The sequence below is a fragment of the Burkholderia sp. MR1-5-21 genome, from assembly GCF_053427715.1.
In genome coordinates this window covers 39329-50818 of the sequence record NZ_JBSAXD010000047.1, presented here as the reverse complement: position 1 = coordinate 50818, position 11490 = coordinate 39329, and the positions used below count along the sequence as shown (strand labels likewise).

At 69.6% G+C, this 11490-nt stretch carries 11 protein-coding genes; 7 read left to right on the top strand and 4 right to left on the bottom strand.

Annotated elements, in window-relative coordinates:
• Positions 1-51: 51 nt before the first annotated feature.
• On the bottom strand, positions 52-483 hold the full coding sequence (locus ACV229_RS37735; protein WP_448088134.1) for a YidB family protein: 432 nt from the start codon (positions 481-483) through the stop codon (positions 52-54).
• Positions 484-565: 82 nt separating this feature from the next.
• On the bottom strand, positions 566-1180 hold the full coding sequence (locus ACV229_RS37730) for a ComEA family DNA-binding protein (RefSeq protein ID WP_448088133.1): 615 nt from the start codon (positions 1178-1180) through the stop codon (positions 566-568).
• A 274-nt stretch (positions 1181-1454) separates the two neighbouring features.
• Here ACV229_RS37730 and ACV229_RS37725 point away from each other — a divergent pair, with 274 nt between their 5' ends.
• Both ACV229_RS37725 and ACV229_RS37720 read left to right on the top strand, forming a co-directional pair.
• Entirely contained in the window at positions 1455-1943 is a 489-nt protein-coding gene (locus ACV229_RS37725; RefSeq protein WP_448088132.1) for a MerR family transcriptional regulator, read from the top strand.
• Positions 1895-2302 (top strand): carboxymuconolactone decarboxylase family protein, encoded by a 408-nt coding sequence (locus ACV229_RS37720; protein WP_448088131.1) that lies wholly within the window; start codon positions 1895-1897, stop codon positions 2300-2302. The genes ACV229_RS37725 and ACV229_RS37720 overlap by 49 nt, the downstream gene beginning before the upstream one ends.
• 28 nt (positions 2303-2330) lie before the next feature.
• Here ACV229_RS37720 and ACV229_RS37715 read toward each other — a convergent pair whose 3' ends face one another.
• Positions 2331-4247: a sigma-54-dependent Fis family transcriptional regulator gene (locus tag ACV229_RS37715; RefSeq protein ID WP_448088130.1), complete on the bottom strand. Its 1917-nt coding sequence runs from the start codon at positions 4245-4247 to the stop codon at positions 2331-2333.
• 578 nt (positions 4248-4825) lie between these two features.
• On the opposite strand from ACV229_RS37715, the gene ACV229_RS37710 reads away from it, so the two are divergent.
• From ACV229_RS37710 to lipA, 5 genes are all read left to right on the top strand, one after another.
• Positions 4826-5884 carry an ATP-NAD kinase family protein gene (locus tag ACV229_RS37710; RefSeq protein WP_448088129.1) on the top strand — a complete coding sequence of 353 codons (1059 nt, stop codon included), beginning with the start codon at positions 4826-4828 and terminating at the stop codon, positions 5882-5884.
• A 57-nt stretch (positions 5885-5941) separates the two neighbouring features.
• Positions 5942-6925 carry a thiamine pyrophosphate-dependent dehydrogenase E1 component subunit alpha gene (locus ACV229_RS37705; RefSeq protein ID WP_448088128.1) on the top strand — a complete coding sequence of 328 codons (984 nt, stop codon included), beginning with the start codon at positions 5942-5944 and terminating at the stop codon, positions 6923-6925.
• A 96-nt stretch (positions 6926-7021) separates the two neighbouring features.
• Positions 7022-8026: an alpha-ketoacid dehydrogenase subunit beta gene (locus ACV229_RS37700; RefSeq protein ID WP_448088127.1), complete on the top strand. Its 1005-nt coding sequence runs from the start codon at positions 7022-7024 to the stop codon at positions 8024-8026.
• Between the two features lie 4 nt (positions 8027-8030).
• Positions 8031-9146 carry an acetoin dehydrogenase dihydrolipoyllysine-residue acetyltransferase subunit gene (locus ACV229_RS37695; RefSeq protein WP_448088126.1) on the top strand — a complete coding sequence of 372 codons (1116 nt, stop codon included), beginning with the start codon at positions 8031-8033 and terminating at the stop codon, positions 9144-9146.
• A gap of 2 nt (positions 9147-9148) precedes the next feature.
• Positions 9149-10114 carry a lipoyl synthase gene (gene lipA, locus ACV229_RS37690; RefSeq protein ID WP_448088125.1) on the top strand — a complete coding sequence of 322 codons (966 nt, stop codon included), beginning with the start codon at positions 9149-9151 and terminating at the stop codon, positions 10112-10114.
• Between the two features lie 20 nt (positions 10115-10134).
• On the opposite strand, the gene ACV229_RS37685 is transcribed toward lipA, so the two are convergent.
• Positions 10135-11490: an MATE family efflux transporter gene (locus ACV229_RS37685; protein WP_448088124.1), complete on the bottom strand. Its 1356-nt coding sequence runs from the start codon at positions 11488-11490 to the stop codon at positions 10135-10137.

Here is an 11490-nt window from a genome sequence, read left to right as displayed (position 1 = left end):
CCGCCGATGGCGGGGTGTTTCTTTATGCGGCCCGGAAATGCCGAGTTGGGCTCAGCCCTGCTTGTTGCCGCCGAACAGGCCCGCGAGCTGCGTCAGCGTGCCGAGCACGTTCGACGTGTCGACCTGGCCGTCTGCCGGCACTTCGCCGTTCGGCGTCGCGTGGTTGACGACGTGCGGCAGCACCTGCGCGAGGATGCCCGACGCCTGCTGCGGGTCGATGCCGACCTTGCTCGCCAGCGCGCCGATCGCGTCCGAGCCGAGCACGTTCTGCAGCGTATCGGCCGAGATCGGCTGGTTCTCGCCGTTGCCGACCCACGAACCGATGACATCGCCGGCGCCGCCTGCGTTGAACTTCTCGATCAGGCCGTTCAGGCCGCCCGGCTGGTTGTTGATGAATTCGAGCGCCGCGGACAGCAGCGCGCTTTGCGAGTTGCCGCCGGCCTCGCCGCCGATCAGACCACCGACGATATCAAGTAGACCCATGATTCTTCACCTTCACTGAAACGGCGCCGCGATGGCGGCGCCCGTTGAACGAAGCCGCGCGCGCAGTCGCGCGCGGCGCGCATCAGGCGCCCGACGCCGCGGCGGCGGAGGCAGCCTTGTCCTTCTTGCTCTTCTTCTTCGAATCCTTCGTCGCCTTCGCGGACGACGCATCGGCCGGCGCTGCAGCCGCGGCGGTCGTCGCCGAAGCCGCCGCGGTCGTCACCGCAGCCGACGCCGCCTTGTCCTTCTTCGACGCACGCTTGGTCTTGGCCGGCTTGGCCGCCGCTTCCGGCGCGCTCGCGGCCGGTGCCGCGGTCGTTGCCGGGGCCGTCGTGGCAGCAGTGGCCGTCGTAGCAGCCGTGGTCGCCGGTTTCGTCGCCGGCGCCGTTGCGGCCGGCTTCGCTGCCTTCGCGCCCGTCGGCGGCGTCGACGAGCCGCCGATCGTCAGGCCGTTTTCCTCGAGGTGCGCAACCGATTTCGTGCCGAGACCCTTCACGCGGCTCGCGAGGTCGTCGGCGTCCTTGAACGGGCCGTTCCTGGTGCGTTCGTCGATGATCGCCTTGGACTTCACGGGCCCGAGACCCTTCACGGATTCGAGCGCGGCCTGGTCGGCCGTGTTGACTTCGACCGCCGCGGCAAAGGCCGCGGTCAGCGACAGCGATAGCGCGACGAACAGCAACAGCAGCTTCTTCAGCATGGCATAGGTTCCCTGGTTCCGGCGGATGAATGACTGTTGCAGCAGATGGCGGGCGACGCGCGGCCAAGCGTCGCCGTTAAGCATAGGACAAATGCGTGCCCTTTTTAAGACAGGCCGCCCGAATCTTGCTGAAGGCTTGCGCTGCTGTAAAGGCCGCACGGGCTGCAGGCCGGCGGTTTTGACGATTCTTTACGTAGTCGTCGTGCGCCGCAGCACTGGTTGCCGGACGGCGCTTGACTTAGAGTGCACTCTAACTCCTAACCTCGAGCGTGCCATGTCAATCACCGTATCGAAACCCTCCACTGCCGGTCCGCTGACGATCGGCCAGGTCGCCGACCGGATGGCCGTGTCGACGCACACGCTGCGCTACTACGAGCAGGCGGGCCTGCTGCGTGCGATTTCGCGCACGCCGGCCGGTCACCGGCTCTATGCGCCGGCCGATCTCGACTGGCTCGCTTTCGTGATGCGCCTGAAGGCGACCGGCATGCCGATCGCACAGATGCAGCAGTTCGCGGCATTGCGCGCCGAAGGCGAGCCGACGATCGGCGCGCGGCGCGCGTTGCTCGTCGCGCATCGCGACGCGGTGCGCGCGCATATCGCGGAGCTGCAGGCGAACCTCGACGCGATCGGCGACAAGATCGCGTACTACGAGGCGGCGGAGCGCGATGCGGGACGACGGGCAGACCCATCACAACCGGATCAAGGACACTCGCAATGGAACGACTCGTTGAAGACCGCTACACGCGCGGCTGGAACAAACTGAAGGAAATCGACGGCGAAGTGGGCGAACGCGTGATCGCGGCGCTCGAGCCGATCGCGCCGGACTTCGGGCGGCTGTTGATCGAGTTCGGCTTCGGCGATATCTACGGCCGGCCCCAACTCGACCTGCGCGCGCGAGAGATCGCGACGATCGCGGCGCTGGCCGCGCTCGGCAATGCGCAGCCGCAGCTCAAGGTGCACATCGAGGCGGCGCTGAACGTCGGCTGCACGCGCGACGAAATCGTCGAGGTATTCATGCAGATGGCGCTCTACGCGGGCTTTCCTGCTGCGCTGAATGCGCTGTTCGCCGCACACGAGGTGTTCCGGCAGCGCGACGGCGAGCCTGCGGCGCAGGCCGCATGATGCGAGACGCGCCAGATCGTCACACGCGTCACATGCGGTGCGGCGCGACGATCCGGTGTTTCGCGATGCGCCGGTACAGCGTCGCGCGCGAGATGCCGAGTGCCTGCGCGGCCGCGTCGGGCCGCCAGCGGTGCGCGGTGAGCGCGGCGACGATGCGGCTGCGCTCGTCGTCGGGCAGCGCGCCGGCCGTGCCCGGCGCAAGCTGCGCGGCCAGATCGGCGGGCAGGTCGCGCAGCGTTACACGCGTGCTGTCGCAAACCGCGCACGCATAGCGCAGCACGTTGCGCAATTGCCGGACATTGCCGGGCCACGGATACGCGGCAAGCTGTTCCGCCAGCGCGCCGTCGAGCGTCAGCACGTGGCCCGTCGCATGCGCTTCCTCGGCGAACACCGCGGCGATCACGTCGCGCACGTCCGCGCGTTCGCGCAATGGCGGCAGTTCGAACACCGCGCCGCTCAGCCGGTAATACAGGTCTTCGCGGAACGTGCCGGCCGCGACCATCCTGGCGAGATCGCGGTGTGTCGCGCAGATTACGTCGAGATCGACGCGCACCGGCGTGTCGGTGCCGAGCGGCACGACTTCGCCGTCGGCGAGCACGCGCAACAGGCGCGTCTGCAGCGCGACGGGCATGTCGCCGATTTCGTCGAGAAACAGCGTGCCGCCGTCGGCGAGCGAGATCTTGCCGCGCGCACCATGCTTGCGCGCGCCGGTGAACGCACCGGCCGCGTAGCCGAACAGCTCGCTTTCGATCAGCGCTTCCGGCAGCGCACCGCAATTGACCGCGACGAACGGCCGCGCGCGCCGCGCGCCCGCGTCGTGGATCGCCCGTGCATACACTTCCTTGCCCGCACCCGTCTCGCCGAGCACGAGGATCGGCAGCCGCTTGCTCGCGACCCGCAGCGCGAGTTCCGCCTGTTGCGCGATGCGCGCGTCGCTGCTGTGCAGGAATGGCGTGAGCGCGCCGACGTGACGCGCGGGTGCGCAGGGGCGGCGCGACGCGGTGCCCGGCTCGCGCGCGGGGCGCCGCAGCGGCGCGCGCAGCCGTGCGTACAGCGGTGCGCCGGTCGCGCGCACACGCAGCGCGACGATCGCGTCGATCCGTGCGGCGTCGCGCAGCGGCATGTCGGTGGAATCGAAGATTTCGTCGATGTGACGCGGCTCGCGCAACGCGGGCAGCGCATCGCGCGCCTGCCGGTTCGCGGCGACGATGTTGCCGCACTCGTCGAACGCGATCAGCCATTCGGGCTGCGCCTCGACGTAGTGACGGTTCGGATGACCGAACAATATCCAGTGCTGGGCCATGCTGTGCAGGAAATAGCCGTCCTCGATCAGCGACGCGCTTTGCCGCACGAGCTGATAGACGAGGCGCTGGCTGTCGCGGTTGTCGGGAGACTGCACGGCCGACGCGTCGAGCACGCCGATCAGTTCGCCCGCCGGCGCGAAGATCGGCGCCGCGCTGCAGGTGAGCGTCGTGAACGCGGCGCGGAAATGATCGGTCTTGTGCACGGTGATCGGCGCGAGATCGGTCAGCACGCTCGCGACGCCGCAAGTGCCTTCCTCGCTCTCCGACCAGCACGAGCCGATGTGGAGCCCCGCGTGGCGGAAATCGGTGCGGCGCTCGCGATCGATCCGGTAGTCGATCGTCACGCCGTGCGCGTCGGTCAGCATCACGCAGTAGTCGGCGACGCGGACCATGTCGTGCAGGCGCGTCAGGCACTGGCCGGACGCGCGCAGGAATGCCTCTTCCTTGTCGCGCACGTCGCGCAGTTCCGCGGCGGTCAGCACGCGCGGCCCGATCGACGACGCCGGGTCCAGCCGGTAGCGCTCGAGCGAGCGCTGCCACGACGATACGAGACGCGTCGAATCGGCGGGCGCGGGCAGGCGCCCGGCAAGCGCGCCGAGCACCCGGTCCGCGTGCTGGGTCTGGGGAACGACGTAGGGCATGGTCGGCTCCGGCTCAGGAGGACAGGGATGTCGACGTTCTTGTAGCACATCCGTTTCGCCCGATCACATTGCATCGCAGCACGAAACGCGCGTGAGACGTTCGTCTCACCGGGATCTCACGCCGCTGAGACGCGCGGCGGCGCGCTGCGCTATCCGGGTGCGGACGGGCCCGGGCCGCGCAGCGACTGAATGCGCGCGGGTTGGCGGGGGAGCGTTGCGCGGGGTGTGCGGACGACTCGGCCATCGCGATTCGGCGCCGAAGTCTGAGACGCACGGGCGATGTCCCGGTGTCTGACGGCGTCGCTTCGATCGGAACCCATTGCGCACAGGCCCGTCACGCCGGCGTTTGTGCGCAATCGAAGCGCGTTTCGAACACGGTGGCACGCGGCTTGCAGATATGTCGGGCAAGACCGGCAAATTCGTGCCGATGACAACGACGTAGGCGCCGAAGCGCCAACTGCGCTCGACCGCAAAGCATGGAACCGGAGCAAGCGCTATAGCGCCAACTCCGGCCGACCGCGAAGCATGGGGCCGGAGTAAGCGCTAAAGCGCTAACTCCGGCCGACAGGAGACAAGCTGTGGCAACGCCCGTAACCGTCGGCGTGATCGCGAATCCCGCATCGGGACGCGACATCCGCCGCCTCACCACGCATGCATCGGTGTTCCCGACCGCCGAGAAAGCGAACATGATCGTGCGCCTCCTGGCCGGCCTCGGCGCGATGGGCGTCGAGCGGGTACTGACGCTGCGCGACCGCACGGGGATCGCGACACTGCTGCTGCGCGCAATCGACGCGCATCGCGCGATCGCGCCGCACGAGCGCTGGCCGGCCGTCGAATTCGTCGATCTGCCGATCACCGACAGTGTCGCCGACACGCACGCCGGCGCCGCATACATGCGCCGGATGGAAGTCGCGCTGATCGCCGTGCTCGGCGGCGACGGCACCCATCGCGCGGTCGCCGCGCATTGCGGCACGACGCCGCTCGTCGCGCTGTCCACCGGCACCAACAACGCGTTTCCCGAACATCGCGAGGCGACCGTCGCCGGCGTCGCGGCAGGGCTCGCCGCAACGGGCGCGGTGCCGCCCGAGGTCGCGTTCACGCGCAACAAGCGGCTCGTCGTGCGCTGTGCCGACGGCCCGCAGCCAGGCCGTGAGGACATCGCGCTCGTCGACGTCTGCGCGGCACGGCAGCGCTTCGTCGGCGCGCGCGCGATCTCCGGCCCCGACGACATCGATGCGCTCTACCTGACCTTTGCCGAACCGGACGGCATCGGCCTGTCCGCGCTCGGCGGCGCATGGGCGCCGCTCGAGCGCAGCGCGCCGCACGGTCTCGCGATGCGCTTTGACGCGCAAGGCAAGTCGGCCGGCACGCCGCTCGTCGCGCCGATCGCGCCGGGGCGCGTCGACCGGGTCGTGATGCGCAGTTGCGAACGGCTCGAGCCGGGTGACTGGCAGCCGATTCCGTTCGAGCACGGGACGCTCGCGTTCGACGGCGAGCGCGAGATCGAAGTCGCGCGCGGCGACCGCTACGAGATCGCGCTCGACTGGCGCGGGCCGCTGACGCTCGACGTCGGCCGCACGCTGCGCTACGCGGCATCGCGCCAGCTGTTGCGCGATGCCGCGGCGCACCGGCGCTGACCCCATGCAGCACACCGCCGCGAGGCGGCATTTCAACGAGGAAACAAGGAGACACACATGACCGTTTCGACTCAGCTCAGCAGGGACACGCTGCTGGACGCGTATCGGCTGATGCGCACGATCCGCGAATTCGAGGAGCGCCTGCACGTCGAGTTCGCGACCGGCGAAATTCCCGGCTTCGTGCATCTGTATGCGGGCGAAGAAGCATCCGCCGTCGGCACGATGATGCATCTCGGCGTTGCCGACTACGTCGCGACCACGCACCGTGGCCACGGCCACTGCATCGCGAAGGGCGTCGACGTGCGCGGAATGATGGCCGAGATCTACGGCAAGAAGACGGGCGTCTGCCACGGCAAGGGCGGCTCGATGCACATCGCCGACCTGTCGATGGGGATGCTCGGCGCGAACGGGATCGTCGGCGCGGGCGGTCCGCTCGTGTGCGGTGCGGCGCTCGCCGCGAAGCACAGGAAAACGGGCGGCGTCGGCGTGTGCTTCTTCGGCGACGGCGCATCTAACCAGGGCGTGATCTTCGAATCGATGAACCTCGCATCGGTGTGGCGGTTGCCCGCGATCTTCGTCGCCGAGAACAACGGCTATGCGGAAGCGACGTCGTCGAGCTGGTCGGTCGCGACCGACAACATCGCCGACCGAGCGAACGGCTTCGGGATGCCCGGCGTGATCGTCGACGGCTTCGATTTCTTCGCGGTGCACGAGGCGCTGGGCGAAGCGGTCGAGCGGGCGCGCGGCGGCGGCGGGCCGACGCTCGTCGAAGTGAAGTTCTCGCGTTACTTCGGGCACTTCGAGGGCGACGCGCAGACCTATCGCGCGCCCGGCGAGGTGCAGAAGCTGCGCGACGAGAAGGATTGCCTGAAGCACTTCGAAGCGCGCGTCGTGCGCGCGGAGGTGCTCACGGTCGACGAATTGCGCGCGGTCGACGCGCAGGTGAGGCAGCTGATCGACGACGCGGTCGCGCAAGCAAAGGCGGCGCCGCTGCCCGATGCGGCCGACCTGCTGACCGACGTGTACGTGTCGTACGCGTGAGCGCGGGCCAGCCGAACCGAACGTAGCGGCGAGCCGTCGCCACAAGCAATAGCGGCAGGCCGTAGCGGCAAGCCGGAAAAATTCCAGGAGACAGACATGGCAAGAAAGATCACTTATTCGCAGGCGATCAACGAAGCGCTCGCGCAGGAGATGGCGCGCGACGACAGCGTGATCGTGATGGGCGAGGACAACGCGGGCGGCGCGGGTGCGCCGGGCGAGGACGACGCCTGGGGCGGCGTGCTCGGCGTGACGAAAGGGCTGTTCCACAAGTTCCCGGGCCGGGTGCTCGACACGCCGCTGTCCGAGGGCGGCTACATCGGCGCGGCGGTCGGCGCGGCCGCGTGCGGGATGCGGCCCGTCGCGGAGCTGATGTTCGTCGACTTCATGGGCGTGTGCTTCGACCAGATCTTCAACCAGGCCGCGAAGTTCCGCTACATGTTCGGCGGCAAGGCCGTCACGCCGGTCGTGATCCGCGCGATGTACGGCGCGGGCCTGCGCGCGGCCGCGCAGCATTCGCAGATGCTGACGTCGCTGTTTACGCACATCCCGGGGCTGAAGGTCGTGTGCCCGTCGACGCCGTATGACGCGAAAGGGCTGCTGATCCAGGCGATCCGCGACAACGATCCGGTGATCTTCCTCGAGCACAAGCTGCTGTACACGCGCGAGGGTGACGTGCCTGAGGAATCCTATGCAATCCCGTTCGGCGAGGCGAACCTCGTGCGCGACGGCGACGACGTGACGATCGTCACCTACGGACGCATGGTGCATCTCGCAATCGATGCGGCGGCGAAACTCGCGAAGGACGGCATCCAGGCCGACGTGATCGACCTGCGCACGACGTCGCCGCTCGACGAGGACACGATCCTCGAAAGCGCGGAGCGCACCGGGCGCGTGGTCGTCGTCGACGAGGCGAATCCGCGCTGCTCGATCGCGACCGACATCGCCGCGCTGGTCGCGCGGCGCGCGTTCCATTCGCTGAAGGCGCCGATCGAGCTCGTGACCGCGCCGCACACGCCGGCGCCGTTCGCGGGCGTGCTTGAGGACCTGTATATCCCGTCCGCCGACGCGATCGCGCTGGCGGTGCTGAAGACGAGGAGCTGACACGATGTCGATTCACATGATCACGATGCCCAAGTGGGGCCTGTCGATGGAGCAGGGGCAGGTCAACGGCTGGCTGAAGGCCGTCGGCGAGCGGGTGACGAAAGGCGACGAGGTGCTCGACGTCGAGACCGACAAGATCTCGTCGGGCGTCGAATGCGCGTTCGACGGCACGCTGCGCCGGCAGGTCGCACAGGAAGGCGACACGCTACCGGTCGGCGCGCTGCTCGGCGTCGTCGCGGCGACGGACGCGAGCGACGCGGACATCGACACGGCGATCGCCGAATTCCAGCGCGATTTCACGCCGAGCGCGGCTGCCGACGACGCGGCCGGCCCGCAGCCCGAAAAGGCGCAGATCGGCGGGCGCACGGTGCGCTTCCTCAAGCTCGGCGATGGCGCGGGCATACCGGCGGTGCTGATCCACGGCTTCGGCGGCGACCTGAACAACTGGCTGTTCAATCACGCGGAGCTGGCCGCGCACCGGCCCGTCTGGGCGCTCGACCTGCCGGGCCACGGCGAGTCGGCGAAGGCGGTCGAGACGGGCAGCCTCGACGAACTGGCCGACGCGGTGCTGGCGCTGCTCGACGCGCAGGGCATCGCGCGCGCGCACCTGGTCGGGCATTCGATGGGCGGCGCGGTCGCGATGACGGCGGCGGAGCGTGCGCCCGAGCGCGTTGCATCGCTGACGCTGATCGCGAGCGCGGGCCTCGGCAGCGACATCGACCGCGGCTACATCGACGGCTTCGTCGCCGGCAGCAGCCGCAACACGCTGAAGCCGCATCTCGGCAAGCTGTTCGCGGACAGCGCGCTCGTCACGCGGCAGCTGGTCGAGGATCTCGTCAAGTACAAGCGGCTCGAAGGCGTGCAGGCGACGCTCGAGAAGATCGCTTCGTCCGCGTTCGACGGCGCGACGCAGCGGCGCATCTTCCGCGAGCGGCTCCCGGCGCTTGCGCCGCGCACGCTCGTGATCTGGGGCGAGCGCGACCAGGTGATCCCCGCGCATCACGCGCAGGGGCTGCCTGCCGGCGTGCGCGCGGAAGTGCTCGCGGGCCGCGGGCACATGGTGCAGATGGAGGCGGCTGCCGACGTGAACCGCCTGATCGTCGCGTTCCTCGGAGACTGACGATGACGGCCGCGCTCGAACGACCCAGCCTGACGGCGCTCGGCCAGCCGGGTGCGCGCAGCCGCGACAAGCTCGCGCGCATTCCGGTGCGCGTCGAGCCCGCGGCCGGCGCGGCGCTGCCGAAGCCGGCATGGCTGCGCGCGCGGCCGATGATGAGCGACACCGTCGCCGCGATGGCGGCGGTGCTGCGCGATCATCGGCTGCATTCCGTCTGCGAGGAGGCGATGTGCCCGAACATCGGCGAGTGCTTCGCGCAGCGCACGGCGACGTTCATGATCATGGGCGGGCTGTGCACGCGGCGCTGCCCGTTCTGCGACGTCGCGCACGGACGGCCGGATCCGCTCGATCCCGACGAGCCCGCGCGGCTCGCAGACGCGGTCGCCGCGCTCGGGCTGCGCTACGTCGTGATCACGTCGGTCGACCGCGACGACCTGCGCGACGGCGGCGCCGCGCATTTCGCCGCGTGCATCGCGGCGGTGCGTGTGCGCGTGCCGGGCATCGGCGTCGAGGTGCTGACGCCGGATTTCCGCGGCCGCGTCGCGCGCGCGCTCAATGCGCTGTCGGCCGCATGGCCGGACGTGTTCAACCACAACATCGAGACCGTGCCGTCGCTGTACCGGGCGGCCCGGCCGGGCGCCGACTATCGCGGCTCGCTCGATCTGCTCGCGCGTGCAAAAGGCGCGCGGCCGTCGCTCGTGACGAAGTCGGGCCTGATGCTCGGGCTCGGCGAGCGCGACGACGAGGTGCGCGAGACGCTGCGCGACCTGCGTGCGCACGGTGTCGACGTGCTGACGCTCGGCCAGTATCTCGCGCCGTCCGTGCATCACCTGCCGGTGCGCCGTTATGTGAGTCCGGAAGCGTTCGCGGGATGGCGCGACGAGGGGTTGTCGCTCGGTTTCGCGGAGGTTGTCGCCGGTCCGCTCGTGCGTTCGTCGTATCACGCGGCGGAGGTGCTGCAGCCGGTGTGACGGGCGGCCGGCGCGGGGGCTCAGGCCGCGTCGGGCAGCGGCCCGCGGCTCACGTGCCGCAGGTAGAGCGCGAGTCCGGTGCCCGCGAGCATCAGGCTCGTCATGTTCGCGAACCAGAAGCCGCGCGCGCCGGTCAGCCACGCGGGTGCGAGCCCGCCGACGTCGAAGCCGAGCACGTAGCCGCCGCAGAGCCCGACGCCCCACAGCGCGACCGCGTAGATCACGGTCGGCACGACCGCGACCTTGTATGCGCGCAGCACGAACGCGGACGTGATCTGCAGCGCGTCGAAGAAGTGATAGCAGGTGACGATCGCGACGAGCGGCATTGCGGCCGCGGCGACCGCCGGATTCGGCGTATAGCCGCCGATGATCAGCGGGCGCAGCGCGAACACGAGCACGCCGTACAGCGCCGCGATCCCGCACGCAAGCATCACGCTGTGCCGGCCGAGCAGCCTCGCTTCGTCGAGGCGCCCGGCGCCGAGCGCGCGGGCGACGAGCGTCGACGCGGCGACGCCGATCGACAGCGGCGTCATGTACAGCACCGCGCCGATGTTGCCGGCGATCTGGTGCCCGGCGAGCGTCGTCGTGCCGAACTGCGCGATGAAGAGCGCCATGCAGGTGTACGACGTGACTTCGATCAGGTACGACAGGCCCATCGGCACGCCGAGCTTCAGGATCGCCTTCTGGCGTGCCCAGACCGGCCAGCAGAAGCGCGAGAAGATCGCGAGGGGCGCGAACACGTCGAGCTTCGCGAGCAGCGTGAAGCCGGTCAGCGCGAGCGCCCAGTTGATCAGCGTGCTCGCGAGCCCGCAGCCGGGGCCACCGAGCGCCGGCACGCCGACGCCGCCGAAGATGAACCACACGTTCAGCGGAAATTTGAGCGCGAGCGCGCCGACCTGCAGGATCATCGCGAGGCGCGGCTTGCCGGCGGCGTTGGTCAGCGCGTTGTAGATGCGGAATACGAGGCTTGCCGGCAGGCCGAACGACAGGATGCGCAGGTACGCGACGGTGCGGTCGTGCAGCGCGGCCGGCGCGTGCGCGACGCGCAACAGCGGCTCGGGAAAGTGCAGCAGCAGGAAGCCGGGGATGGCAAGCAGCACGGCGAGCCACAGCGCCTGGCGGACTTCCTCGCCGATCTCCGCATAGCGCCGCGCGCCGTAGAGCTGGCCCGTGATCGGCTGCAGCGCGGACAGGATGCCCGTGAGACCGATGAACACCGACACGTAGATCGACGAGCCGAGCCCGAGCGCGGCGAGGTCGACGGCGGAAAAGCGGCCGACCATCGCGGTGTCGATCACGCCGAACGCGATGATCGCGAGCTGGCCGACGAGCACCGGCCACGCGAGGCCGACGATCCGGCGGATGTCGGCGAACAT